The sequence below is a fragment of the Paenarthrobacter sp. PH39-S1 genome, from assembly GCF_030063245.1.
Classification (GTDB): domain Bacteria; phylum Actinomycetota; class Actinomycetes; order Actinomycetales; family Micrococcaceae; genus Arthrobacter_M.
This window is the reverse complement of record NZ_JASISR010000007.1, coordinates 124,637-150,611: the sequence shown is the minus strand read 5'-3', so window position 1 is coordinate 150,611 and position 25,975 is coordinate 124,637. Positions and strand designations below refer to the sequence as shown.

The window sequence follows — 25,975 nt, the reverse complement described above, 5'->3', positions numbered from 1 at the left end:
CTGAACAGGTGTCCTTCTCTGTCTGGAAAATTTTGGCTTCGCAACTACTATTTTCCCAGCTCAAGGGGCACTTGTTCGGTTTAACACACCCCTGTCAAAAAGTTCTTACTCGCGGATCCGGGTCTGAGGAATACGTCATCGAGAGTGGGCCGGCGGATCCCGGCATCGTGCAGGGCAATGCCGGCATCGTTCAGTGCCCCCAGGACCCTGTGCAGGGACACCGGCCCGTTGATCACACCGACCTCCAGGCTGCGGCCGTCACCGTCCGTCGAGGGTTCGCCCTCGCCGTGGCGGGTCAGGATTTCGCGGGCCGCGCCGGCGTCGGACTCCGCGACCAGCGTGACTTCCACACGGTGGCCGCCGATCCGGGCCTTGAGCTCATCCGCCGTACCCTCCGCGATGACCTTTCCGTCGTCGATCACGGAAATCTCATCCGCAAGCTGGTCGGCTTCCTCAAGGTACTGCGTGGTCAGCAGCAGCGTCGTCCCGTCCGCCACCAAGGACTTGATGACGTCCCACATTGCCAGCCGGCCGTGCGGATCCAGCCCCGTGGTGGGCTCGTCGAGGAAGAGGACCTTGGGCCGGATAACCAGGGCGCCGGCCAGGTCGATCCGGCGTCGCATGCCGCCGGAGAACCCTTTGACCGGCCGGTTCTGCGCGGCCGTCAGCTCAAACATCTCTATCAACTCGCCGGCACGCTGTTTCGCCAGTTTCCCGCCCAAATGGTAGAGCCGCCCGACCATTTCCAGGTTTTCAAAGCCGGTGAGATTTTCATCCACTGCCGCGTATTGCCCGGAGACTCCGATGATGCGACGCGCGGCCTTCGGGTCACGAAGGACATCAATACCGGCGATGCTGGCGGAGCCGGCGTCGGGCCGGGTCAGCGTCGTGAGGACCTTCACGGCCGTTGTCTTGCCTGCTCCATTGGGTCCCAGCAGCGCCTTCACTGTCCCTTCCGGCACGGCGAGATCCAGCCCATCGAGCGCATGCACAGCTCCGCCCTTGGCCTTGTAGACCTTCATCAAACCGGTTGCCTCAATGATCACGCGTCACCTGCTTCGTTAACCGTCTCGCTTAACCAAATGTGAACCGCATCACATACTACCCCCGCTGCTCAGGCCGCCCAGCTCCGCCCGGACGGCCGGGAGCGGCTTTGCCGCCGGTGCCGTCAGCAGCGAAGCAACGATGGCGGCGCCCACCGCCAGCAGCGCGACCCGGATCGTCAAATGATCCCCAAGGAATCCCAACAGCGGCGGCCCGGCCAGGAAGGCCACATAGCCGATGGTCGAAACGACCGACACCCGTGCGGCTGCCCGCTGCGGATCATCCGCCGCAGCCGACATCCCCATCGGGAAGCCAAGGGCGGCGCCGGCTCCCCAAAGGATGGCGCCGAGCCCGGCAATCCAGATATTCGGACCAAAAACGAAGACAACCAGACCCACCAGTGCCGCACCCAGGCTTGCATACAGTACTGGAACCCGGCCGAAGCGGTCAATATAGCGCCCGCCAATGAAACGGAAGATGGTCATCGAGGCAACGAACGCGGCGAACATTACGGCGCCCACGGACTCGCTGCTGTGCAGCCCGTCCACGGTAGCCTTGGCAATCCAGTCGTTGGCGGCCCCTTCGGTGAGCGCTGCACCCAGGACCACCAGCCCCACCAGCACCGTGCGCAGTTCCCGCCAAGCGCTAGGGGCGGGTTTCACCCGTGCCGGAGTGTCGAGCCGGACCCCTTCGGCGTGGCCGGTGTGCAGGTCCCGCTCCGGCAGGTAATACCGGGTCGCCACCAGCAGCACCACCGTCACGAAGACCGCGATCACGGTCAGGTGCAGGGACAGGCTGAGATTCAGACTGGACATTCCGGCACCCAGCAGGGCACCCACAAAGGCCCCACCGCTGAACCCGGCATGGAACCGGGGCATGACCGTGCGGCCCAGATGCCGTTCCACTTCCGCGCCTTCGATGTTCTGCGAGACGTCCCACAGCCCGATGCCAACCCCAAAGAGGAACAGCCCGACGACGATTATCGGCACCGAGGTGACCAGCAGCGCCATCGAAATGACCAAGGCCCCGATGGCCGCCAAGGACCCTCCCAGACGAGAGGTGCTGGCCGTTCCGATCCGGCCCACGATGGTCCCGGCCACGGGAAGGGCCAGCACCGAACCGGCGGCACCGGTCAGCAGCACCGCACCCATTTCGCCCGGATTCAGGCCCAGCACGCGGGTGACGGCCGGGATCCGGGCCGCCCAGCTGGCGAAGGCCAGCCCGTTGATGGCAAAAACCACAAAAGTGGCAATGGCCGCCTTGTTGACCTGCTCCGGTTTCAAACCGAACCCCGTTCCGCGTCATTCCGCTCGACGGCCCGGGCCGCCAGCGCATCCGCCACCGCGGCGAATTCCGCCAATGCCGACTGAAGGTCCTCTACGATTTCCTGCGCAATGATTTCCGGCGGCACGCCGTCGTCCGCGGCCTCCAGCGACGGGTCCTTCAGCCAGGTGATGTCCAGGTTGACCTTGTCCCGCGCCAGGAGTTCCGCATAGCCAAAGGAGGTGAAGCGCTCGGATTCCTCCCGCTGGGAGCGGTCCTCCGCGGCAAAGGACGCAATGAAATCTGCCAGGTGCTCGTCCCGCAGCGGGTTCTGCTTCATGGTGAAGTGCTCACCCACAAGGAAATCGTAGACCCAGAGTTTCTCGGTCCAGGGCTTCTCCGGCCGGCCACGCTTCCGGTCAAAGAACAGCACATTGGCCTTGACGCCACCGGCGTAGAAGATGCCGGTGGGCAGACGCAGCAGGGTGTGCACGTCGTATTCCTTCAGCAGCCGCCGCCGAATGGTTTCCCCCACACCGCCTTCAAAGAGCACATTGTCCGGAACCACCACGGCGGCGCGGCCGCCAACGGCCATCAGTGAAGCGATGTGCTGCAGGAAGTTCAGCTGCTTGTTAGTGGTGGTCACCCAGAAGTCCGGGCGGGAGTAGGAAACGTCCTCCCGTTCCGCCCGGCCTTCATCGTCGGTCACCGTAATGGAGGACTTCTTGCCGAACGGCGGGTTCGCCAGCACCAGCGTGGCGCGCGTGGACGGCACCCCGGACAGGGCGTCGCGCACGTCGATCACCGGTTCCCCGTTTTCCCGGCCCACCCCGTGCAGGAAAAGGTTCATGGTGGCCAGCCGGGCGGTGGAATCCACCAGTTCAACGCCGCGCACCAACTGCCCGGAGCTGAGATTTTCCCGTTGGTCCGGCGTCATGCCGGTGCCGAAGTGGCGTTCGATGTATTCCACGGCAGAGAGCAGAAAACCGCCCGTTCCGCAGGCCGGGTCGATGATCAGATCCGCCGGCACCGGACGCATCACCTCCACCATCGCGTGAATCAGCGCCCGCGGCGTGAAGTACTGACCCGCCCCAGATTTCACGTCCGAGGCCGAGCGCTGCAGCAGCGCCTCATACGCGTCGCCGTTCAGGTCGCCGCCCACAGACCACGTCTCCGTGCCGATCAGGTCACGGAGCAGCTTGCGCAGCAGCGCCGGCTCCTGGATCCGGTTCTGCGCCTTGCGGAAGATCACGCCCAGGTTGGTGGGCTCCTTGCCCAGCTCGCGCAGCACGCGCTGGTACTCCACCTCCAGCGCGTCCCCGCTGAGGTCGGCGAGCCGGTCCCAGGAGACATCCAGCTTGAGAGGGAACACCTTTTTGGGGTTGAACGGGTTCTTCTCGCGCTCATCGGCCATTTTGAGGAACAGCAGGAAGCTCAGCTGCTCCACATACTCGATCGCGGCCACCCCGGCGTCGCGCAGCACGTCGCAGTAGCTCCACAGCTTGTCGACCAGGCGACGGAGTTCGGCGTGGTTACTCATGAGACAAGGGCCTTTCGGGACGTACGACGGCGAGGGACCGGCTTTCCGCGGCCCCCTCGGTTTTGAGGCGCTCAAGCAGGGTAGAGGCTGGTTCGTCGTTGGGGTTCTGGTCAACCAACTGGCCGGAGAAGGCAGGAGCGCCGAGCGCAATGAATTTGACCTCTTGCGTGCCTCACACAGTTGCGCATCGAGCCTGCGGGCGGAAGTTTCCGCTTCTTCAACTTCTTCGGATTACCGCAATTACATTCAATGCTAGCGTCCCTCCTGTTATATCGCCAAGGCGACTCCGGCTGATTCTGCTGGCGCCAACTTTGGTGAAAGGATGGTTATACCTGGTTATACCTGGTTACACTTATTCCATGAAGACCGCCATCTCCGTTCCCGACGACACCTTTAACCGGGTCTCTCGCCGCGCAAAAGACCTCGGGCTGAGCCGATCGGAGTTCTTCGCGCTTGCCGCAAACAGCTACCTTGACAAACTGGACACTCATTCTCTGGCTGAGCAGATAAATAGTGCACTGAACCAGATCGGCGTGCAAGACGAGTCCTACGCCGCGGCTGTCGAAGGGGGTCATCGGCTCCTGCTGGCTGCTGACGAGCAGTGGTGATCGAGCGCGGCGACGTGTGGTGGGCTGATCTAGGTCCAGCCATTGGCAGCCGACCTGCCAAGCGCGGACCTGTCCTGGTCATTCAGGCCAGCAGCTACAACGCCAGTCACTTGGCAACTGTCTTGGTAGCGATCATCACCTCCAACACTGCCCTAGCCGCGATGCCTGGAAATGTGTTCCTGCCCGTCGCTGCGACGGGTCTACCTCAAGATTCGGTAGTGAATGTCACGGCCCTGGTCACGCTCAACAAATCGGATCTAAGCCACGAAGTCGATCACGTCCCAGCTAGCTTCATCGACGAGGTGGACCGCGGTCTCCGCCGCGTCCTCGACCTGTAGCCCGCTGCCGGCCTACCGGGCCCGTTGTACCCGCTTTTCATCCCACACCGGCTCGTCGCTTTCATAGACGTTGCCATCGCCGCCGAAGACGAAGTACCTATCGAAACTGCGCGCAAACCAGCGGTCGTGGGTGACCGCAAGCACCGTTCCCTCGAAGGCATCGATTGCCTTTTCCAGCGCCTCGGCGGAATGCAGGTCCAGGTTGTCGGTGGGTTCATCGAGCAGCAGCAGCGTTGCGCCGGACAGCTCCAGCAGCAGGATCTGGAACCTCGCCTGCTGCCCTCCGGAGAGGGAGTCGTACTTCTGCTCCGACTGCGAGGCCAGTCCATACCGGTCCAGCGCACCGGCCGCGGCCTCGCGTCCAAGCCCGGAACGGTGTTCATCCCCGCGGTGCATGATGCTCAGCAGCGTACGATCCAGGAGGTCGGGACGCGAATGCGTTTGGGCAAAGAAGCCAGGGCGGATCCGGGCACCGAGTTTCACCGAGCCCACGTGCGGGACGGGTGCGATGTCGACGTCGGAGACTGGCTGATGTTCCTTGTCCGGATCGGAACCTCCGGCCGCCAGCAGCCGGAGGAAATGTGACTTCCCGGAACCGTTCGAGCCCAGCACCGCCACGCGGTCGCCAAACCAGATTTCCGCGTTGAACGGTTTCATCAGCCCCGTCAGTTCCAGCTTCCGGGCCACGATGGCACGCTTCGCCGTCCGGCCGCCCTTGAGCCGCATTTTCACATTCTGTTCAATCGGCAGCGCTTCCGGCGGCCCCACCTCAAGGAATTTTGTCAGCCGTGTCTGCGCGGCCTGGTACCGGTTCGCCATGTCGGAGCGGAATGCGGCCTTGTTCTTGTACATGTTCACCAGCTCTTTGAGCTTGACGTGTTCCTCGTCCCAGCGGCGCCGCAGCTCCTCAAAGCGCGCATTACGGTCTTCGCGGGCCTGCACATAGGAGGCGAACCCTCCGCCGTGCGTCCAGCTGGAGGCACCGTTGATGCCAGGTTCCAGGGTCACGATGCGGCTGGCCGCATTGGCCAGCAGTTCCCGGTCATGGCTGACGAAGAGAACGGATTTCTCCGAGGCCGCAAGTTTGGCTTCCAGCCAGCGTTTGCCCGGCACATCAAGGTAGTTGTCCGGCTCGTCGAGCAGCAGAATCTCGTCCGGCCCGCTGAACAGCGCTTCCAGCACCAGCCGCTTCTGCTCTCCTCCGCTGAGGGTGGAGGCCTTCCGATACTGGGCCTTGTAGAAGTCGATGCCCATGGACGCCATCGTCACTTCGTCCCAGGTCGTCTCCATCTCGTAACCGCCCGCATCGCCCCAGTCTGCGATTGCCCGGGCGTACGCCATCTGGCTGGGCTCGTCGTCGCGCTCCAGCATGGTCAGTTCGGTGGCATCGACGGCGTTCCCGGCCGCCCGAATGTCCGGCGATGCCACGGACAGCAGCAGCTCCCGCACGGTGGTCTCATCCCGGACCTGCCCGACGAACTGGCGCATGACGCCCAGATTACCGGATTTGGAGACGACTCCCTCATCCGCAACAAGGTCTCCGGCGATAATCCGCAGCAGGGTCGTCTTACCCGTCCCATTGGGGCCTATCAGCGCCGTTTTGGCGCCGTCGGCAACGCGGAAGTTCACTCCGTTGAGCAGCTGCCTGCCGTCGGAGAGGAAGTAATCAATATTTGCAACGTCTATATGGCCCACGTGACCAGTCTTCCACCCTGAAGGCCGTATCGGCGCACCCGCACCAAACCATGCCGCTACTGGTATGGACGGCCGCGCTCAACGGGTTACGGATTATTGACCAGCAGATTCCCCGACACCGCGTTCCAACCGGCGCTCCGGCTGTGGGCGGGATCTGAATCCGTCGCGATGAGCAGCGCAGCCTGACCGAGTGGGAGGCCGGTGAGCCGGAGTCCCTGGGCAAAGAAGGTGTCAGTGTCGGTGCAGCGGCTCTGGATCAGTGCACCGTACTGGTCAGCAGCGAGGAAACATATGCTCTCCGCACCTTTCGCCGCCGCGAAATAGCTCACCGCGCCGGATTTTCCGACCTTCCTCGTATCGGCTGGGGCGATGCCTATGCCGGCCAGCGCGGCGGCCGCGGAAGCGGGAAGCCCATCAGAGGACTGTTGTTTTTGCGCCAGCTGCGGAATGAGCCCGATGGCCGACGGGGTTGCAGGCAGGGTTGCCGTCGGTTTCGGAGTGGCTGTCGGCGACGGGGTGGCTGTCGGCGACGGGGTGGCAGTCGGTGACGGCGACGAAGCCGGAGTCCGTGATGGGGTCGGCAGCGGCGACGAGGCCGGTGTCGGCGACGGCGACGGCATTGGTGTCGGCTTCGGAGTCGGAGTCGGGGACGGGCTAGGCGTCGGGGACGGGCTAGGCGTCGGGGACGGGGTAGTCATCGGCTTCGGAATAGGCCTCGGCCTTACCGACGGGGTAGGGTCAGGCGCGGGTCGCGGCGACGGGGCCAGCGGCGCGGGCGGAGCAAATGCCGCGGCCGGCAACGGCCGCGGCGCCCCCACGGGAGCCGGGGTCACCCTAAAGGGAAGTCCCGGCGCCGTCGACGGCTCCAGCAGAGGCTCCCCGGAACCCCACGGCGCGGCCATGGTGAAGTATCTCGACGTTCCCGTGGCCCAGGCCGGCAGTAATACCGTCCCCACGTCCGGGTTCAGCGCGCTGATCATCATGCCGCCGCCCACGTAGATTCCCACATGCGACCAATGATCAGGTCCATCCTGATTCTGCGCTACCAGGTCCCCGGGCTGCGGCGCCGATGTCGGAACCATGACTGTCCACTGTTCCGTCCGAGGCAGATTGAGACCGGCCTGCCGGTACGCCCACTGCACAAATCCGGAACAGTCCCAGCCAAGAAGAACGCTGGTCCCGCCCCAAACGTAGGGGTGCCCCAGTCCCGCATACGCTGCCCTGACCACAGCGAGCTGCCCGGTCGCGGAGAGCGGGGCGACGCGGTCCCGCGCTGGAAGCGGGAACATCTGCGTTGGCCAACCGGTTGCGGGTGCCGGTGCCGAGAGCACGGGACTGCTGGCGAACACCAGCTGGGCGCCGGACGGCGCCAAGACGGCCGCCGTCGTCCTCCCACCGAGCGCCGTGCTGGCTGGACTGTCGATCACGCCCGGTTGCAGTCCATCCGCGTAGGTGGTCCTCAGCGGATCTGTGCTTCCCGTTCCGACGCTGAGGAGGCCGATACCGACCAGGAACGCGCACGCGGAAGTCAGTGCAGTGCGGCGGCCTTTACGCGGGGCCAAGGGAACGGGACACAAAAGCTACCTCCTGAGGCTCGGCCAACGGTAGTACCGAGGGTACGCCGAATGAGGCCGGAGGCAATAGGTACTTTTCAGGCCATCAGCAGATGGTGGAACGGCCATTAAAATCCTTCGGTGTCCACCGGAAAGCGCGACTGCAGCTGCTCACCGTCGGCGTGGCTGTAGGCGGTGACGATGCGTCCCCTGCCTAACCCTCCGATGGATGAGGCTGGGAAGTCCGCGGTGACTGTGGTGCCGTCAAGAGTGACACCGGAGTGGTTGTGGTGTTCCTGGTCCACCTGCTCGTGGTTGAACGTGGAAAAGTCCACCAGATCGCCGTTGACGAATTCAATGGACAGCCGGCGCTGGTGTGAATAGTCCTCACTGGCGGCAACCATTCCCATCAGATAACTGCCATGCGTCGGCATGGACTTGCTCAGTTGGAAGCGTACGCACAGCCTGTCGCCGTTTTCCTGTGCAGAAACACGGATCAGCTGCGGAACGCTGGAATGTGGAGTGCTCATGGCCGAAGTCCCTCGTGTGATGGTCCGATAGCTCGGAGCGTAGCACCGGCCCGGCCCTGCAGCTACCCGCGGGGCCCCGACGACGCGGATCAGCGACGAGGCCCTGCAGGGTCAACCCGCGGGCCACACCCGAATAGTCCGACGGCTGGTTCGGCCAGCGGCACGCTTGATCAGCGGGTCTACCGGCCGGAGGCGCGGATAATCCTGCGCTGCGTGGCCACGGAAATCGCGGCCGTCCGGTTATCCACGCCCAGCTTCTCGTAGATGTGCACCAGATGCGTCTTGACCGTCGCCTCCGAGATGAACAGGGCCTTGGCGATGGCACGATTGGACATTCCGGTGGCCAGCAGCTCCACCAGCTGCACTTCCCTCGCGGACAATGCCGGCTCGGGGTTTCGGATCCGCCCCATCAGCCGGGCCGCCACCTCTGGGGCCAGCGCGGTCTGTCCGGCCGCGGCAGACATTACCGCCTGCAGGATCTGTTCCGGCGGCGCGTCCTTGAGCATGTATCCGCTGGCCCCGGCCTCAACCGCTGCCAGGATGTCCGCGTCCGTGTCATACGTGGTCAGAATCAGCACCGGGGGCGGCGACGGCAGGGATCTGATCTTTGCGGTGGCGGTGACACCGTCCATCCCGGCGCCCATCTGCAGATCCATCAGCACCACGTCCACCTGCTCACCCAGCGTCGTCAGGCGCGCCAGCTCGCGCAGGGCGGCGCCGCCGTCGGCTGCTTCCGCGGCGACCGTTATGCCCTCGAAATCGGTGAGCATGGCGCGCAGCCCGGCGCGCACCACGGGGTGGTCATCAACCAGCAGCAGTCGGATTTCAGACATCGTTCCCCTTGTCTGCGGGGCCATCCCGGACGGCACTATCGCGATCGACGACCTCCAATTCGTCGCCGTCCCCGACACCATTTTCCAGACCGGCGCCTTCACGGTCGCCCCTATCCGGCGGAACGGCCGGTTCCAGCGGCAGGCGCAAAGCCACCACGGTGCCTTCGCCGGGAGCGGATTCCAACGCCAGCGTCCCGTTCTGCGCTCCGACGCGCTCACGCAGGTAGCGCAGCCCGTATCCACTGCCGTCCGCCCGCGCCGGCGCCGGCGCCGGATCAAAGCCCACGCCGTCGTCGTAAATGTCCATCGTCACTTCACTCCCCAGGAAGCTGAGGGTGACGACGGCGGTCCCGGCCTTCGCGTGCAGCCAGACGTTGGCCAGGCTGGACTGCGCCGCGCGCAACAGGGTGACCTGGTACGGCTGCGGCAGCTCCACGGGTTCGCCATCGAGCTCGAACCTGCAGCGCAGGCCAACGCCGCGGGCGGCCGCCTCCGTCTCCGTCTTCTCGCAGAGCCGGCGCAGGCTCTCCACCAGCGACGACTCCTGCAGCTGCGGGGACGACAGGCCACGGACAAAGTTCCGGGCCTCGGCCAGCGAATCCGCCGCGGTCTGCTGCACCATCGCCAACCGGTTCCGCGCGGTAAACGGATCCCCGGTGCTCAGCGATTTATCCGCGGCCCGCGAAAGCAGCACGATGCTGGAAAAACCCTGCGCCAGTGTGTCGTGGATTTCACGGGCCAGCCGCTCACGCTCGGCCAGCACACCGGCGTCGTGCTGGGTTCTTGCCAGTTCGGCCCGGGTCCGGCGGAGCTCATCCGCGGCACGGCGCTGGAGTTCGCCCTCCAGGTACAGCGCCCGGTAGGCGATCCCGGTTGCGATCGAGAAAACGGCGCCGAGCACCGGCCCCACCACGGCCGCCCCCGCCGGTACGGCAGGCCCGCTGGCGGCCCACTGCGACGCGATGACGGCCGCGGTCATGAGCGCAACGGTCACTATCGCCAACCGACGCGGGAGCACGTGAATATGCAGGAAGAACAGCGGAAACGCCAGCCAGGAGAATTCGGCACTTCCGGCGAGCAGGACGCCCCAGAGTGCGGTGACCGCGGCCAGCCAGAAGATGGCATACCTGCCCGGATCCAGCGCGGAGAGTCCTGCCGCGTACCGCTTTTCGAGCACGGTTCCGGCCAGATACACCAGCGCCAGAAGGACGGCGACGGCCAGCAGCGCCCAGCGTGCCGGGCCATCCGGGACCGTGGTGAGGAGCCGGACGACGGCGATCGTCAGCAGCAGCGCGAAGCCGACATGCAAGGTGACCCGCAGGAAACGCAGGATCAGGACGCTGGAGGAGGCGGGGCTGCCCGCTGCGGCCGGCGCGGGGACTGGTTCCGGGGCAGGCATAGCACCAGCTTAGGCGCTGCCGGAGACGAGTGGATCATCCGAATGGTTGATGGGGCGATCAGCCGCCCGGTCAGCGGGGATCATCCGACTCCCCGATGTTGAAGGCACTGATCGGCGGGAAAGTGGAAGTACGAGATGTTCCGCCGCTTCGGCACCCGACTGAAAGAAGAAAAACCGTGTTTCTCGCCATCCGCGATATCCGCTTTGCGAAGGGCCGTTTCGCCCTCATGGGCGGCGTCGTCGCCCTGATCACCGTGCTGCTGGTCATGCTCTCCGGCCTCACTGCCGGACTGGGCAATCAGTCAACGTCTGCCATCGCGGAGCTTGGCGCCAGCAGCAGCACCACGGCGGTCGACACCATCGCATTTGGCGCACCCGGCAGCAATGATCCCAAGGCATCCTTTACGGAGAGCGAGGTGACCGCCGCACAGGTGCAAAGCTGGAAGACGCAGCCGGGCGTGGCCAATGCCGAGCCTGTTGGCATCAGCCAGACCCGTTTCCAGGGTGCCGGCGGCAACAACGGGACCACCAATGTGGCGGTCTTCGGTGTCCAGTCGGGCGGCAGTCTGGCCCCCGCGCCCGTAACCGCAGACACCGTTGTCATCGGTAAAACCGTGGCAAAGGACCTTTCACTCTCGGTCGGCGATAAGGCCAGTGTGGGCGGTACCGAGCTGACCATCAGCGCCATCGTCGATGACCAGTGGTACTCACATACCGGTGTCGTGTGGACCGCCCAGCCCACCTGGGCCGCGCTGGCGCACCTGACGGACAAGGATCAGGTGGGCACGGTCCTCGCGGTCAGCTACGCCGATGGGGCTGTGACTGGTGACAGGGTCGATGAGGCTGCGGCCAACAGCGCCGCCAACACGGTGAGCACCTCCCGTACCGGATCCTTCCAGGCCCTGGGTTCCTACAAGAGCGAAAACGGCTCGTTGATGCTCATGCAGGCGTTCCTTTACGGCATCTCCGCCCTGGTGATCGTGGCCTTCCTGACGGTCTGGACCGTCCAGCGGACCCGCGACATCGCGGTCCTAAAGGCGATGGGCGCCTCCGGCTCCTATGTGCTCCGGGACGCCATCACCCAGGCGGCCATCGTCCTGCTCGCAGGAGCCGCCATCGGTGGCCTGATCGGCATCACCGGCGGCTTCTTCGCCGCGACGGCCGCACCCTTCCTGGTTTCACCCGCCACCACGCTGCTGCCGATTGTGGGCATTGTGCTGCTGGGACTGGCCGGCTCCGCCCTGGCCGTCCGCCGGGTGACCAAGGTGGACGCGCTGATTGCCCTCGGCGGCAACTAACCACAATCTGAGGTGCCCGCGATGGGGCCCCTCAACGAAAACACCCCCGATATGAGCACCTCAGTTCCTGAAAGGACCTTCCTCATGACTTCCACCACTCTCGGCCCGCTCTCCCCGACACCGACACCTACACCGACGCGCACCGGCGCACCGTTGGGCCTCATCAACGTCACCCTCGAATACCCGGACGGCGAGGGAACCATCAAGGCGATGGACGACGTCAGCATGGAGGTCAGCGCCGGCCAGATGATGGCCCTCGTCGGGCCCTCGGGTTCGGGCAAGTCCAGTCTGCTGGCGGCGGCCGCCACCCTGGTCCGCCCCACCAGCGGACTGGTGATCATTGACGGCACCGACGCGACGGGCCTCAAGGACAAGGAACTCACGACGCTGCGGCGCGACAAGGTCGGCATCATTTTTCAACAGCCAAACCTGCTGGCCGCACTGACTGCAGCGGAACAGCTCGTTATCGGCGACCACCTGCGCGGGAAGCCGCTCAAAGCGGCACGGTCGAAGGCCGCCGGGCTGCTGGACATCGTCGGTCTGGCGTCGTCGGCCAACAAACGCCCGCACCAGCTCTCCGGGGGTCAGCGCCAGCGTGTCAACATTGCCCGCGCCCTGATGGGCGACCCGACGGTGCTGCTGGTGGATGAGCCGACGGCGGCGCTTGATCATGAGCGCAGTGACGCCATTGTCCGGCTGCTGCGCCGGGTCACGGACGAATTCCAGCTGGCCACCGTCATGGTGACCCACGACACCGAGTTTGTTCCGCTTACGGATGCCGTGGCCACGATGCGCGACGGCAAGCTGTCCGCCGCCGTCCCGACGCATTCCTGATCCGGCCGGAAATACAGCGGAGTACCCCGCAGGGGACGGAATCCGGGCGCCGCTGTTACCCGCGGCGCCCGGGCCCTGACCGGCGTGCCCCGCGCCGAGCTCATTTTCAGCATGCCATACTGAAATTTGAGCGCAACGGAAGAGAGGGAGCGGCACCGCCCGACCGCCACCGGGCGGACCACGGGGCGTCCGGCCGAGATCATGAAAAAAAGACCCTTAGTGGTACGCCTGGTGGGAGCCGCGCTGACGCTTGTGCTCCTGTGGCAGGGCCTCGCCACCGTCAGCTATCTCAGCGGTTCCAGCCAGCTCGCAAATATTGCCGGTAAGGGCACCATCTATGCCTACATGACCCCCCTGTTCAAACAGTACTGGTCGGTATTCGCCCCCGATCCGATCCAGGTGGATACGGAGCTTCTGGTCCGGGCCCAGATCAACGGCACAGACACCGAGTGGTTCAATATCTCCCAGGCCGACGTGGACAGGTCCATCCTGCACCAGCCCGTGCCCTCCCGGCTGTACCTGACCAACTTCCAGCTCACCTCGCACTATCAGGTATCCGCCGGGCTGCTCCCGCAGAACCTGCAAAACGTGCCGAAGCAGCCATTCGTCGGATCCGACTGGCTGGAACGGATGAAGAAGGATCTGGCCGATACCGGCTCAGCCGCGGACGCCGCGGCCGTCACGCAGTTCGTTAAGGATGAAACGGCGATGACGTCCATGGTCAGCTCCGTGGCCCGGGCACGCTGGGGCGACGGTGTCACGGCGGTCCAATTCACGATCCGGACCATCCCGGTAAAACCCTACGCCGAGCGGAACAATAACGACTATCAGGTCACGGCGACGGATTTCGAAGCGGGCTGGCGCGGCGTCATCCAGGTTCCAGACATAGATTTGGCCGCCATCGAGGCCATGTACGGCACGAAGGCGGCACCCCATGTCAGCAACTAATACGTCGTCGGCCCCCGCCGCCGGAACAGCCGAAGCGCCGAAGCTCAACGTCGTCGGCAGGCTCGAATCCTGGCTGCTGGACGGAAAACGCGCCAAGTACGGCACATCCATCCTGCGTATTCTGCTCGGCGTGTCCGTGGTCGCGATCGTTGCCACCAATTTCATGGACCGTAAATACATCTGGGGTACCGCCTCTGGCTGGGCGCAGCCTTACCGCAATGACAGCATCTGGAACTTCTGGCTGTTCAAGTACTTTAACGCCGGTGACCCTGATGCCCTGCTGCTGGCCAAACTGGTGCTGCTGGCCGGTTTCGGCGTACTCATGGTGCTCGGCTGGCGGACCCGCATCGTTACGCTGGTGACGCTGCTGATGTTCATCTCGCTGGCGGCCCTGGGCCCCACCTCCTCGGACTCGGCGGATAATGCGCTGCGCATCATGATGATCTACAGCTTCTTCACCGACGGTTCGCAGCGGTGGTCCCTGGACGCGCGGCGCCGCCGGATCCGCAGCGAGAAGTCGTCCGCCGCACGGCGTCAGTCACTTATCGCCCGGACCGCGGCACCGGACTGGTTTGGCATCATCGTGCACAACCTCGCCGTCGTCGCCATCGGCGCACAGGTCATCATCATCTATCTGGTGGCCGGGGTCGCAAAGGCCCGCGGCACCCTGTGGCGCGACGGCACGGCGATCTATTATCCAATGCATGCGGAGAACTTCAGTCCGTGGCCGCAATTGAACCACCTGCTGGTGGCCAATGATTTAATGGTGCATCTGATTTCCTGGGGCTCGGTGGCCATTCAGGTGCTGTTTCCGCTCCTGCTGCTCACCCGCTGGACCCGGCGTCTTGCTGTTCTCGGACTTATCGCCATGCATGCCGGCATCGGCGTCTTCTTGGGTCTGAGTGTCTTCTCCTTGTCCATGGTGGCCGCGGATGTCATCTTCGTGCGTGACTCGACCATAGACTCCGTCGGTGGCTGGCTCCGCGGTAGGCGTAAGCGCCGGCCGGGTGCGGTGCTGGAGCCAGCCCCGACGGGCACCCCGGAAGCCAGGAGCGCCGAACGTCGGGACCCGGACGGACAGGACCCGGACGGACGGAGTACGGCGCCGCCGACCACCTCCGCCGCAATGCCGGCGGACAGGCCCGCGGAATCGGGCCCGGCTGCCTCCTAACAGGCTCAGCCGCGACACCGAAAAGCCAACGGTCAGACGCCGAGCTCCGGCGCCGGCAGCGCGAAAATGTCCTTGAGTGCACTCTGCGCCGCGTACCAGCCGCACAGCCCGTGCACGGCGGGGCCCGGCGGGGTCGACGACGAACAAAGGTACACACCCTTCGCCGGCGTGCGCCACGGATTGGCCGAAACCACGGGACGTTTGATCAGCTGCCGCAGTGTCACCGCTCCGGCACTGAAGTCCCCGCCAATGTAGTTCGGGTTGTACCGGCTGTATTCGTCGGCGGTGATCGTGTTCCGGGCGACGATGATGTCCCGGAACCCGGGTGCAAAGCGTTCAATCTGCGCGGTGATCCCCTCGGTCACATCCACCGTCGAGCCGGCCGGAACATGGGTGTAGGTCCACAGCACCTGGCGTCCGGCGGGTGCCCTGCTGGGGTCATAGGGGCTCGGCTGGCTGACCAGCACGTAGGGGTTGGCGGGGTGGATTCCGGCAGCCACCTCCGCCTCGGAGCGGGCGAGTTCCGCCCGGCTCCCGCCCAGGTGCAGGGTGGATGCCGCGGCCAGCTCGGCATTGCTCCAGGGCACCGGTCCGGAAAGCGCAAAATCCACCTTGCTGGCGGCATTGCCGTATGTGAAGGATGCCAGGGCCCGCAGGTACGACGGCGGCAGCTCGTCGGCCGCGATTCTGGCCAGGGACGCTGCGGAGACATCCAGCAGTACAGCCTTCGCACCCGAGTCCGCGCGGGCTTCGGCCAGTGTTGTGATGGTTGTATTGAGCACGATCTCACCGCCGCGAGCCAGCAGATCCGCCGCCATGGCATCCGCGATGGCCTGGGATCCGCCCAGCGGGACAGGCCAGCCCCGCCCGTGGGCATGCGCACCCAGCAGCATCCCCGCGCCGGCGGTGGAAAGCCTCGGCATTTTGCCGATCGAGTGGGCGTTAACGCCCGCGATCATCGCTGGCGCGACGTCCTCCCGGAAGCGTGCATTCCACAACGGCGTGCCCTGCTCCAGCGTCCGCAGCCCGTATACCAGCGCGGCCAGCGGGTTCCGAGGCATCCGCAGCAGCTGGTGCTGGGTAAAATCCGTGACGCCATCCAGCAGCCGCACGATCGGGGCGAACAGCGCCCGGTAGGCGTCCCCGTCGCGCCCGAGTCCGTCGGCGGTACGGTCAAGGTCCCGGTAGGCGATGCCGGCCCTGCCGCCGTCCAGCGGGTGTGCGTAGGAAATCTCCGGCACCACCAGCTCTATCCGCTTATCGAGTTCGAAGGCCTGGAAAAACGGTGAGGCCAGTGCCATCGGGTGCACCGCGGAGCAGACGTCGTGCAGGAATCCGGGGAGAGTGAGTTCGGAGCTGCGCGTTCCGCCGCCGATGCCGGCGCCCATCTCATAGACCCGTACCTTCAGTCCGGCCCGCGCCAGCGTGAGCGCTGCGGCAAGCCCATTGGGGCCGGAACCAACGACGACGGCGTCAGTCATGGTCTGCCTCGGGCGTAACTGCGGCTGCCGTGGTGGCACGCCTGGTCAGTCTCTTCAGCAGGGCCCTGGCCCGGACAAGACCGCGGCGTACGGCCACGAATCCTTCGCGTCGCAACCGCAGGGCAGTGCAGAGAGCACCATAGTGCAGCTTCTTCACCGGCACGTCGAATGTCGTCGGCAGGACCACAACGTTTTTGGAGAAATTGCGCTTAAAGGTCGTGACGTTGGCAAGCGACGGGTAGGTCTCGCTGACGATTCCGGTCAGCGAGCAGCTCGTGTTTCCGTTGGCCTTAAGCATCCGGAAACTCTCCCACAACAGCAGGTAGGGGGCAAAGGCCTTCCGCGCCCGGGCGGAACTCGCGGCAAAGTAGTAGACGGCATATCCGCGGTATTCTGTGCTGATCAACCAGCTCTGCGGCTTGCCGTCCAGATAGGCCACCAGCAGTTCCGTGTAATCTGCCAGCGAGCTCAGCAAGGTCTCGTAGTAGGCGGAGCCGAAGGCAGAAAACCCGTCACGCGCGGCCGTTTCCGCCATGATCGGGTACAGCTCCCGACGGAATACCTCCATCCGGTCGGCCCGCTCGATCCTGCGGATCTCCACCCCGGCGCGGGTCGCCTTGCGGATGCTCTGCCGGGCGTTGGGACGGAATCCGGCCAGCATGGCCTTTTCGTCCTGCGTTAGGTCCACCACAATTTCACGGTCATACCAGCCCGGTTCCAGGGCCTTGGCCACCCCCGGCTGAGGATGTTTCACCTGCAGGCGCAGGAAGACGGGACTGACCCGCGCATCACGGTCAAACTGGCCACGGATGGTGGCCACAAAACGCCGCTCTGCCGCGGGCGTCCGGGCCACGAACCAGACGGGCCCATTAACCACCACCATCGATTCGCGCAGACGGCGGGTGGAATGCAGATAACTGGCCAGCACTGCTGGCCCGTCGCCGTCGTCCTCAAAATAGGCGAAAATCCCAAATGGCTTCCGGCCCGTTTCGCGCTCAAAGACGGCCCACTGCGGCGTCTGCTCGAGTGGCACCAGCGTGTCCGGATGTCGGGCAACGAGTTCGTCAAAGCGCGCCGCGGTCAGCTCTTCGTAACGATAGTGCTCGGTGGTCACCGGGGGAATTCTCCTTGGGGTTGCTCTCAATCAACTGGATCCATGCTGTCGTGATTCATACTGGCTTCATCCGTACTGGCGTGATTCGTACTGGAGTGAGTCATGTTGGCGTGACTCGTACGGCTCGGATTCGTGCCTCCGCAATCGACCGATTCCGGTGTTGACCCTTGGGTGAATTCCGCGCCTGCGGTTCCGTTCAGGGCCTTCGTTCCGTTCAACACTACCCGGGACCAACCCGTGCCCACGGTGAACCGGTCAGGGGCAAATTCCAACATGCCCGCCTGCGGATCGTCGCTTCCCAGACGCCGCACCACATCGGACTCGGGCCGCAGGATCTCCCGCACCACCAGTGCCATCACGGCCAGAGTCGCCCCGACATGCAGCAGCACTGCCAGCACGAAATACGGCATGTCGATGGCGTGCTGCGCATTTCCATCTCCGAGTTCACGGCCCAGGAACAGCAGCAGCGCCAGGTAGTGGAGAACCTCCACCGCCTGCCAGCTGAGCACCGTGCGCCATTTGGGACGCGCCAGCGCCAGCAGCGGCAGCAGCCAAAGGACGTGCTGGGGTGCGGCATGCTTGTCCGTCAGGCAATAAGCCGCGACCAGCAGGAACGCGAGCTGCGCCAACCGTGGACGGCGCGGAGCGGCCAGCGCTAACCAACCGATGCCCAAAACCGCCAGCGTCAGCAGGATCAGCTGGGCAAGGTCAACGGCCACGGTGCCCATTCCCGCCCCGCCCAACCGTTCCGCGACCAGTTTGTAGGCCTTGTAGATGGAGGATTCACTGGGCTGGTTATCCAGTCCGATATTCAAGTAGGCGCGCCATGTGCCGAAATTCAGGACCAGGACCGGCAGCATGATAACAAGCCAGGCGACGACGGCGGCGGTCACCGCCTCGAGCAGCGGAAGCCACCGGCGGGTCCGGATGCTCAGCATCAGCAGGGCCACCAGGATCAGCAGGGCATACGGCTGGGCGCAGACGGCCAGCCCCAGCACGGCGCCTCCGGCCACGTTCCGCCGCCGCGCAAACAGCAGCATGCCCACGGAAACCAGGCCCACAGCCCACATGTCCCAGCTGGTCAGTGCGGTAAAAAGAAGCACCGGGCTGGCCGCCACGATTGCCGCATCCCACGGGCGGCGCCGCGCCGTGCGCGCGGTGGCCACGACGGCAAGGATCCACATCGCAATGATCAGGACGGCGTTGAGATCAAAAAAAGCCAGCTGACGCGGAGCGCCCGCACCGGCGGCAGTGGTGAGCCATGCCGTGATTCCGGCGACCCCGCCGGTCAGCGGCGGGTAGTCAAAGGTGGCGTTGGGACCGAAGTACGGAAAGAAAACGGCCAGGCCCTTTTCCTTGAAGACATTGGGTATCTCGGACCAGCACGTGGTGGAGTACTGATCCGGTGTGCTCCAGCCGGACTGGCGACAATGGAATTTCAACAGCACCGCCAGGATTCCAGACGCCACGACCATAATGATCAGCACCCGTTCGACGGTAAAGAATCCCGGACTGACAACGCCCGGCGCACTCCGGCGTCCCAGCGGGCCACCAACCACCTCGGTCATACGGCTCAGCAGCGCATCACCGCGGGTGGGAACGGCGATGCGGACGCGCCGGCGGCGCGCGTGGGGTTCGGAATCCTGCATGATTGCGAGCTTACCGGCTGGTGCTGACAAAGGAGGGCAGCATATCCGGAACCGTACCCCGGGCCGCTACCTGATATTGATGACGTTCAGTCCCGCAATGTCACGTTCGTGCTTTGACGGATCTGATCGACCCGGTCCTGATCGATCGGAGTGGCGAAGACCCGTTAACCGGTGATAATCATATTCATATCTTGGACCTCCTTCTTGTCTCGTGCGGCTTACGTTCACGCTGATTGCGGTGAACTCATTCACCGGGCTACCCCATAAAGCGCGTATTTGACCACACCATTCATAAAGTTTCTCAAGAAAGTTATAAGGACGGTTGAATTCCGCGTCTGCAGGCACTGTTCAGAGGCCCCATTGCTCAATCGCGGGAGTGCGTTTGTCCCAGCCGAGGGTGCAAATTTTGGCTGTGCCCAACAAAAAGTGCCGGCCCTCAAACGCATCCAATTCAAGCCAGCGTGCGGCCAGCACCCGAAGGAAGTGCCCGTGGGCTACCAGTAGGGCATTCCCTACCATTGCCCCGTCCGGCTGGGTGCTCAATACCCGCGCAATGATGCCATCCGCCCGCGAGGCTACCTGGGCAAGTGTTTCCCCGTTGGGTACACCGTCCTTCCAAATCAGGTAGCCGGGGTTTTCCGCTCTGACCTCGGCGCTGTTGATGCCCTCATAGTCGCCGTAGTCCCATTCATGTGCGGCGGGTTCCACGATCGCGTCGGGGAACCCGGCGAGACCGGCCGTACGACGTGCCCGCTGCAACGGAGACGTCAATACCAGGTCAAAATCCACACCCTGCAGGGCCGCCTTGGCCGATAGTGCCTGTTCTTCACCGAGCTCCGTTAGCGGCAGGTCCGTCAAACCCGTGTACTGCCCGCTCCTGGACCATTCGGTTTCCCCGTGCCGCAGCAGCCAGAGCTTGGGTGGTGCAGTCTCGGATGAGCGTGTCGCTGCGTCTGAATCAACCCTCATGGTGTTCCTCCATTGACGGTGCATCTGGTATTCCGGAATGGACGTCCCTTGACCGGGGACCCGCAGTCTGACCGTCGCCGGTCCCGTCACCCGCGCTGCCGCCGTCGGTCCTGTCCCTGACAACGGCGGCCTCGGGCTGCTGCGACCACCACAGGCGAAGACGACGTTCTGCCTCCGCCTGATCCATCGGACCGTCTTCCATTCGCTCCTCGAGCAGGAATTTGTAGGCCCGCCCCACCATGGGCCCGGGGTTCAAGCCCAACAAAACCATAATCCGGGCACCGTCAAGGTCCGGGCGGATCGAGGCCAGCTCTTCCTGCTCGTGCAGCACCGCGATTCTTTGCTCCAGGTCGTCGTAGGCAAAGGAGAGCCTGTCGGCCTTACGCTGATTGCGGGTCGTGACATCCGACCTTGTCAGTCGGTGCAGCCGCGGCAGCAACGGTCCGGCATCCGCGACGTACCGGCGAACGGCGGAATCCGTCCACTCCGCCTCACCATAGCCATAAAAGCGCATATGCAGCTCCACCAGGCGCGCAACGGCCTTGATGGAATCATTGTCGAAGCGCAGCGCTCTCATCCGTTTCGCCGTCAGCTTGGCGCCCACCACGTCGTGGTGACGGAAGCTCACCGCACCGCCGGGTTCAAAGCGCCGTGTGGGCGGTTTCCCCACGTCATGCATCAGGGCGGCGAAGCGGAGCACAAAGTCGGGGCCCGGCACCGCGCCGTCCGGGCCGGTCTCCAGCTCCGCGGCCTGTTCCAATACCTGCAGTGAGTGCTGGTAGACATCTTTGTGCCGGTGGTGCTCATCTGTTTCCAGCTTTAGCGCGGGAACTTCCGGTAGCACCTGCTCCGCCAGCCCGGTATCCACCAGAACATCGATCCCGGCACGCGGATCGGCCGCACAGATCAGTTTGACCAGTTCATCACGCACCCGCTCCGCGGAAATAATACCGATCCGCGCTGCCATCGCGGTCATCGCCGCGTGCACGTCCGGGTGAATCGTCATGCCCAACTGGGCGGCGAAGCGGGCGGCGCGCATCATCCGCAGTGGATCATCTGAGAACGACGATTCAGGGGCGGCCGGTGTCCTGAGCAGTCCTGCGCGCAGGTCCCGGACACCGCCGAAAGGGTCCACTAGTTCCATGGATGGGAGACGCAGTGCCATCGAGTTAATGGTGAAATCGCGCCGCTGCAGATCATCCCGCAGGGATTTACCGAACGCCACCGAAGGCTTGCGGGAGTCCACCTCATACGCCTCAGCACGGTAGGTGGTGACTTCAATCGTCAGCGGTTTGCCGTCGCGCCCGTTCTTCCGGAAGGCAATGGTGCCGAAGGCGCGGCCGATCTCCCAATGAGCATCCGCCCACTTCTTGGCCACCCGCAGGGTCTCTTCCGGGGTGGCATCGGTGGTGAAATCCAGATCCGGAGAGCCGCGCCCCAGAAAGAGATCGCGGACCGGCCCTCCCACCAGCGATATTTCATGCCCGGCGGCCACAAAGAGCTGCCCCAGTTCGAGTACGACCGGGTCCAGCGACGAGCTATCAAGATCTTGCACCATAGTTCTTTAACAATGCCAGACTTTTTGCTGACGGCCGGGTTCTGCACTCGCACGGGGGTGCAGAACGGAGCGGACAGTCTGTCCTCATCTGCGCGCAAAGGTAGTTAGAGTGGAGGTCATGGCCCACCCAGTTCCGAGCGCTCCGAAGAGGACACCGTTGCCGTCGGCAATCGGTGCCCACATCGCGCCCGGAGGACACCATCAGGTGTCGGCGCTCCCGACCGTGGAAGAGATTTCGGCCGGCGGCGTAGTGGTGGACAAGGCCGACGACGAACTACGGGTTGCGATTATCGCGCGCCTGAACCGCGGGGGCCGGCTTGAGTGGTGCCTGCCCAAGGGCCATCCCGAAAACCAGGAAAACCATGAACAGGCAGCCGTCCGCGAGATTGAGGAAGAAACGGGCATCCGTGGCCAGGTATTGGCGCCGCTGGGCAGCATCGATTATTGGTTCACCGTCAGCGGGCACCGCGTCCACAAGACGGTGCACCACTACCTGTTGCGCGCGATCGGAGGGTACCTGACCATCGAGAATGATCCGGACCACGAAGCGGTGGATGTCGCCTGGGTGAAACTGGCCGACCTGCCCAAACGGCTCTCCTTCCCGAACGAACGCCGGATCGCCGATCTGGCCAAGGACATCCTGCCTGCAGACTTTTAGCCCCTCAATGAGATGATGGGTGGCGATGACTAAGCAAGAAGCAACGGATCCGTCCTCCGGTCCCGCCATCCCCCCAGCGTCCGGCACGGGCATTCTCACTGCTCCCACGATGGCCCGTTCCAGCGCCAACATGGCCGCTGGTACGCTTGCCTCCCGCGTCCTCGGCTTCGTCAAGGGCATGATCCTGGGCGTTGCGGTGGGCGGCTCACCGGTCGCCAGCATTTTTGATGCGGCCAACAACCTGCCCAACATCATTTATCTCTTGGTGGCCGGCGGAGTGTTCAACGCCGTGCTTATCCCTCAGATCGTCAAGGCCAGCAAGCGACCTGACCGCGGAGCGGACTTCATTTCCCGGATCCTCACGCTCGCCGTGATTCTCCTGTTGGCCGTCACCGTGCTGCTCACCGCTGTCGCCCGTCCCGTCATGATGCTGACCACTGACTTCACGGAACAAAAGCTCTCGCTGGTCACCGCCTTCGCCGCCTTGCTCCTGCCGCAAATATTCTTCTACGGCTTCTACTCGCTGTTGGGTCAGGTCCTCAACGCGCACGGCACCTTTGCGGCCTACGCTTGGGCCCCGGTCGTGAACAACATCATCGCCATCGCCGGGCTGGTGACGTTCATCGCCGTTGCCGGCAGCAACGCCTTCTCCCCGCACTCTGTCGAAAACTGGACATCAACCCAGACGCTGATCCTGGCCGGTTCTGCCACGCTCGGGATTGTGCTCCAATCTTTGGTGCTGCTCTGGCCGCTGAAAAGGCTCGGTCTGGGACTGCGGCCCAGGTTCGGCTGGCGCGGCGTGGGGCTCAAGGCCACGGGCAAGATCGCAGCCTGGACCATGGGGACCATGGTGATCGGTAATCTCACGTTCCTGCTGATCGGCTATGTTGCCACGATTGCCACGGCCGCTCAGACAGATGAAGGCAACGGGACGCCGATCGCGGGCAATTTTGAGCTCAGCCGCGCCACCGAGGTGTACATTCTGCCTCACTCGGTGGTTGCGCTCTCGATTGCCACGGTGCTGTTCACCAGAATTGCCCGAGCTGCGGCCGACAAGGACGACGACGGCGTGCGCACCTTTCTCTCGCAGGGACTGCGGACCATCGGTGTCGCCACCGTCTTCGGTGCCGTCGCACTGCTGGTGCTTTCGGGCCCCTTCGGCATGCTGTTCAGCGGCGGCAACCGGCAGACCGCCTTGAATATCGCCATCACGCTGGCCATCCTGGCGGTCGGCTCACCCTTTTTGAGCGCGAATTTCATGATGAACAGGGTTTTTTACGCCTCCGAGAACGCCAAGACACCATTCATCATTCAGTGCCTGCTGATCATTTTCGGTGTCGGCACAGCGGTTGCGGCAGCATTCCTACCCAAAGACGTCATCATTTTTGGCCTCGCCCTGAGTTACACGCTGGGCAATATACTCGCCGTAGCCGTAAGCCATCTGTTTCTGCGGTCCCGACTGGGTAACTACGGAACGGCTGGCATTTTCCGTTCTCATCTGAGGTTTGCGGGAGCCGCTGCTGCTGCGGGAATTCTCGGCGCAGCAGTGTTGTGGGCCCTAGGCGGATTTGACCTGAATGGCTTTTCCTGGCATTCAATCGTGACCGCTGCGGTGACGCTCGCCGTCGTCGGACTCGTCATGGCGGTGACCTACCTGGCCGTGCTAAAGGTCTTCAAGGTCTCTGAACTGGCCGATTTCCTTAACCCTTTGTTGGCCAGATTCCGTGGACGGGTGCCCGTGCGCCGGTAGATGCCGGGACATCATATCGGAACCTACCGGGTTGATCCGATAGGATCGGAAGCTGATACGCCCTGCGCCGCCTTCCGGCGCGTGGGCGCCGCTGGTCTTTGAAGGAGGATGCGGTGTCACAATCCGTTGACGTGGGCTCTGTCCTCGGCGGACGCTACAAAGTGACCGCTCATGTCCTGGTCACCGCCGAGCACGATACCGTGCTGGACGGCGTTGATCAGGTCCTGAACCGACCCGTCAGTATTCTGGTGGCAGGCCCCGGTCATGCCGGGAACCTCACTATTGGTGCCCGTGAGGTGGCGACGGGAGAAAGACATGCGAATCTGCAGATCCTGGATCTGGGCACCAGCGATGGCGCCACTTATCTGATTTCCAACAAGAGCGCTGCGGCGGAGCTCCTTGATCTGGTGGTTCCGACCGAGCCTTTTGTCGAGCCCCTCTTCACCGACACGCTGGGAAACGAAATCTTCGGCATACCCCGGGCTGAATCGCCCGACAGCGCCGACGGATATGACTATGTCTACGAGGATGATTCCCCTGTAGAGCCCGGTGCCTCCACCCCTGCGTCCGCGTCCCGGGAGCAGGACGAGGCCGCTACCAGGTCCGCTCCGGCCTCATCCGCGATGGGCGGGAAAGCCACGGGCGCCGTTCCCCCGCAGCAGCCAGCGGCTGCTCCCTCGGAACGTCCCGCGCCGCCCGTGGTGCGTCCCACCTCGATCAAGGCCCCCCGCCGGCAGCCCGCCTCGTCAGCCCCTCCTGCCACCGCCAGCCACGCTCAACAGGGGACGTCGGCTGCGCCGCTCGTAAAAGAGCCCGTAGCACCGCCGGCTAAGGAGCCCGCAACACCGCCGGAGCCCTTAGCTCCCAAGGTGACCCTCTGGTCCGAAGAGGACTACGGGTTCCTTAACCACGAGCACGCCGCCGAGTCCGCCACGGGCACCGGGGCGAGGTCATCGGGAGCCGCCCGTGCGCCGTCTAGCTTCCCCGCTTCCGCACGGGAAGCTAGCGTCGAATTCGATGAAAATGCCGAGGAGGATGACGACGCGGCCAACGCTCCGCGGACGAGCGGGCGCTGGCTTGTCGGTGGCGTCGTCTCAATCATCATCGTCGCCGCACTGATTCTGGCCGTGACCAACCTCGGCAGTTGGTTCGGCGGCAATCAGAGCGCTGCTCCGGCATCGTCCCACTCGCAACAGCAGGCTTCGGCCAGTTCCTCCGCCACGGGTGCCGGTTCTCCCTCTGCGCGAGCCACACCGGCGGTTGTTCCGGCCATCGCTTCGGTTGCCCGTTTGAGTCCGGATGCCCCCACCTTGGGCCAGGAATTCGACAACAAACTTCCCACCACTTTTGACGGCAACCCTGCTACCTTCTGGCAGACACTGGAATTCTCCAATGACACGTTCGCCGGGCTAACGTCCAGCATCAATCTCGTTGTCACGTTAAAGGCAGCCGCAGATATCAGCACGGTGGCACTGGCCCAGCTCGGCGGGTCCGGCGGCAGCTTCAAGCTGCTGACCAACACCACACCGACGCTGGACGGTGCCACTGAGATCGGTACCGGCAGCTTCACGGCTCCCAGCATCACCCTCAGCGCGCCGCAAGGCACGAAGGCACAGTACGTCATCATCAGCTTTACCCAGCTGCCCAAGCAGCAGACGTTCCAAACGTATCCGTACGGTGTGAAGATCGCGGAAATCGTTATCAAGTAGGCGCGGTTGCGCACATAATCTGTGGCAGCGTCC

Annotated in this window: 23 protein-coding genes and 1 pseudogene; 10 read left to right on the top strand and 14 right to left on the bottom strand. The window is 64.2% G+C overall.

The annotated features are described in order from the left end of the window. Positions 1 to 80 precede the first annotated feature (80 nt). The 3 genes from QMG52_RS06770 to QMG52_RS06760 form a co-directional block, all read right to left on the bottom strand. Positions 81 to 1,022: an ATP-binding cassette domain-containing protein gene (locus QMG52_RS06770; protein WP_283559664.1), complete on the bottom strand. Its 942-nt coding sequence runs from the start codon at positions 1,020 to 1,022 to the stop codon at positions 81 to 83. 72 nt (positions 1,023 to 1,094) lie between these two features. Continuing rightward, positions 1,095 to 2,327 carry an MFS transporter gene (locus QMG52_RS06765; RefSeq protein WP_283559658.1) on the bottom strand — a complete coding sequence of 411 codons (1,233 nt, stop codon included), beginning with the start codon at positions 2,325 to 2,327 and terminating at the stop codon, positions 1,095 to 1,097. Continuing rightward, a complete protein-coding gene (locus QMG52_RS06760; protein ID WP_283559657.1) occupies positions 2,324 to 3,847 on the bottom strand; it encodes a type I restriction-modification system subunit M in 1,524 nt (507 codons plus the stop codon). The genes QMG52_RS06765 and QMG52_RS06760 overlap by 4 nt, the downstream gene beginning before the upstream one ends. 359 nt (positions 3,848 to 4,206) lie before the next feature. Between QMG52_RS06760 and QMG52_RS06755 the strand changes: the two genes are divergently transcribed. Continuing rightward, a complete protein-coding gene (locus tag QMG52_RS06755) occupies positions 4,207 to 4,455 on the top strand; it encodes a ribbon-helix-helix protein, CopG family (protein WP_283559656.1) in 249 nt (82 codons plus the stop codon). Continuing rightward, the gene (locus tag QMG52_RS06750; protein ID WP_283559655.1) at positions 4,449 to 4,793 is read left to right on the top strand and encodes a type II toxin-antitoxin system PemK/MazF family toxin; all 345 of its coding nucleotides are present in this window, start codon (positions 4,449 to 4,451) and stop codon (positions 4,791 to 4,793) included. The genes QMG52_RS06755 and QMG52_RS06750 overlap by 7 nt, the downstream gene beginning before the upstream one ends. A gap of 12 nt (positions 4,794 to 4,805) precedes the next feature. Here QMG52_RS06750 and QMG52_RS06745 read toward each other — a convergent pair whose 3' ends face one another. Both QMG52_RS06745 and QMG52_RS06740 read right to left on the bottom strand, forming a co-directional pair. Further along, positions 4,806 to 6,488 carry an ABC-F family ATP-binding cassette domain-containing protein gene (locus QMG52_RS06745; protein ID WP_283559654.1) on the bottom strand — a complete coding sequence of 561 codons (1,683 nt, stop codon included), beginning with the start codon at positions 6,486 to 6,488 and terminating at the stop codon, positions 4,806 to 4,808. Positions 6,489 to 6,574: 86 nt separating this feature from the next. Continuing rightward, a complete protein-coding gene (locus QMG52_RS06740) occupies positions 6,575 to 6,817 on the bottom strand; it encodes a hypothetical protein (protein WP_283559667.1) in 243 nt (80 codons plus the stop codon). A 127-nt stretch (positions 6,818 to 6,944) separates the two neighbouring features. Here QMG52_RS06740 and QMG52_RS06735 point away from each other — a divergent pair, with 127 nt between their 5' ends. Next, positions 6,945 to 7,487, top strand: a complete 543-nt coding sequence (locus QMG52_RS06735) for a hypothetical protein (RefSeq protein WP_283559666.1) — start codon at positions 6,945 to 6,947, stop codon at positions 7,485 to 7,487. Between the two features lie 26 nt (positions 7,488 to 7,513). Here the strand turns inward: QMG52_RS06735 and QMG52_RS06730 are convergent. The 4 genes and pseudogenes from QMG52_RS06730 to QMG52_RS06715 all read right to left on the bottom strand — a co-directional run. Beyond that, positions 7,514 to 7,777, bottom strand: a pseudogene (locus tag QMG52_RS06730) (C40 family peptidase); the annotation flags it as partial. 392 nt (positions 7,778 to 8,169) lie between these two features. Further along, the gene (locus QMG52_RS06725) at positions 8,170 to 8,571 is read right to left on the bottom strand and encodes a hypothetical protein (RefSeq protein ID WP_283559653.1); all 402 of its coding nucleotides are present in this window, start codon (positions 8,569 to 8,571) and stop codon (positions 8,170 to 8,172) included. A 179-nt stretch (positions 8,572 to 8,750) separates the two neighbouring features. Continuing rightward, positions 8,751 to 9,404, bottom strand: a complete 654-nt coding sequence (locus QMG52_RS06720; protein WP_283559652.1) for a response regulator — start codon at positions 9,402 to 9,404, stop codon at positions 8,751 to 8,753. Continuing rightward, positions 9,397 to 10,803: a sensor histidine kinase gene (locus QMG52_RS06715; protein WP_283559651.1), complete on the bottom strand. Its 1,407-nt coding sequence runs from the start codon at positions 10,801 to 10,803 to the stop codon at positions 9,397 to 9,399. Before QMG52_RS06715 ends, QMG52_RS06720 begins: the two co-directional genes overlap by 8 nt. A 176-nt stretch (positions 10,804 to 10,979) precedes the next feature. On the opposite strand from QMG52_RS06715, the gene QMG52_RS06710 reads away from it, so the two are divergent. The 4 genes from QMG52_RS06710 (at position 10,980) to QMG52_RS06695 (ending at position 15,054) form a co-directional block, all read left to right on the top strand. Further along, on the top strand, positions 10,980 to 12,101 hold the full coding sequence (locus QMG52_RS06710; RefSeq protein WP_283559650.1) for an ABC transporter permease: 1,122 nt from the start codon (positions 10,980 to 10,982) through the stop codon (positions 12,099 to 12,101). An 84-nt stretch (positions 12,102 to 12,185) separates the two neighbouring features. Continuing rightward, a complete protein-coding gene (locus QMG52_RS06705; RefSeq protein ID WP_283559649.1) occupies positions 12,186 to 12,935 on the top strand; it encodes an ABC transporter ATP-binding protein in 750 nt (249 codons plus the stop codon). A gap of 219 nt (positions 12,936 to 13,154) precedes the next feature. Further along, entirely contained in the window at positions 13,155 to 13,883 is a 729-nt protein-coding gene (locus QMG52_RS06700; RefSeq protein WP_283559648.1) for a DUF5819 family protein, read from the top strand. Next, on the top strand, positions 13,870 to 15,054 hold the full coding sequence (locus tag QMG52_RS06695) for an HTTM domain-containing protein (protein WP_283559647.1): 1,185 nt from the start codon (positions 13,870 to 13,872) through the stop codon (positions 15,052 to 15,054). The genes QMG52_RS06700 and QMG52_RS06695 overlap by 14 nt, the downstream gene beginning before the upstream one ends. Before the next feature lie 32 nt (positions 15,055 to 15,086). Here the strand turns inward: QMG52_RS06695 and QMG52_RS06690 are convergent, their stop codons facing one another. The 5 genes from QMG52_RS06690 to QMG52_RS06670 form a co-directional block, all read right to left on the bottom strand. Then, positions 15,087 to 16,535 carry a phytoene desaturase family protein gene (locus QMG52_RS06690; protein ID WP_283559646.1) on the bottom strand — a complete coding sequence of 483 codons (1,449 nt, stop codon included), beginning with the start codon at positions 16,533 to 16,535 and terminating at the stop codon, positions 15,087 to 15,089. After that, the gene (locus QMG52_RS06685; protein ID WP_283559645.1) at positions 16,528 to 17,649 is read right to left on the bottom strand and encodes a lipid II:glycine glycyltransferase FemX; all 1,122 of its coding nucleotides are present in this window, start codon (positions 17,647 to 17,649) and stop codon (positions 16,528 to 16,530) included. Before QMG52_RS06685 ends, QMG52_RS06690 begins: the two co-directional genes overlap by 8 nt. 26 nt (positions 17,650 to 17,675) lie before the next feature. Further along, positions 17,676 to 19,298, bottom strand: coding sequence for a glycosyltransferase family 87 protein (locus QMG52_RS06680; protein WP_283559644.1), 1,623 nt, complete (start codon positions 19,296 to 19,298; stop codon positions 17,676 to 17,678). Positions 19,299 to 19,646: 348 nt separating this feature from the next. Beyond that, on the bottom strand, positions 19,647 to 20,267 hold the full coding sequence (locus tag QMG52_RS06675; protein ID WP_283559643.1) for a histidine phosphatase family protein: 621 nt from the start codon (positions 20,265 to 20,267) through the stop codon (positions 19,647 to 19,649). Beyond that, complete coding sequence (locus QMG52_RS06670) at positions 20,257 to 21,825, bottom strand: CCA tRNA nucleotidyltransferase (RefSeq protein ID WP_283559642.1); 1,569 nt, start codon at positions 21,823 to 21,825, stop codon at positions 20,257 to 20,259. Before QMG52_RS06670 ends, QMG52_RS06675 begins: the two co-directional genes overlap by 11 nt. Positions 21,826 to 21,943: 118 nt before the next feature. On the opposite strand from QMG52_RS06670, the gene QMG52_RS06665 reads away from it, so the two are divergent. From QMG52_RS06665 to QMG52_RS06655, 3 genes are all read left to right on the top strand, one after another. Next, positions 21,944 to 22,483 carry an NUDIX hydrolase gene (locus tag QMG52_RS06665; protein WP_283559641.1) on the top strand — a complete coding sequence of 180 codons (540 nt, stop codon included), beginning with the start codon at positions 21,944 to 21,946 and terminating at the stop codon, positions 22,481 to 22,483. A 25-nt stretch (positions 22,484 to 22,508) separates the two neighbouring features. Then, positions 22,509 to 24,233, top strand: a complete 1,725-nt coding sequence (murJ, locus tag QMG52_RS06660) for a murein biosynthesis integral membrane protein MurJ (protein WP_283559640.1) — start codon at positions 22,509 to 22,511, stop codon at positions 24,231 to 24,233. A gap of 113 nt (positions 24,234 to 24,346) precedes the next feature. Next, a complete protein-coding gene (locus QMG52_RS06655; protein ID WP_283559639.1) occupies positions 24,347 to 25,942 on the top strand; it encodes an ABC transporter substrate-binding protein in 1,596 nt (531 codons plus the stop codon). Positions 25,943 to 25,975: the final 33 nt, after the last annotated feature.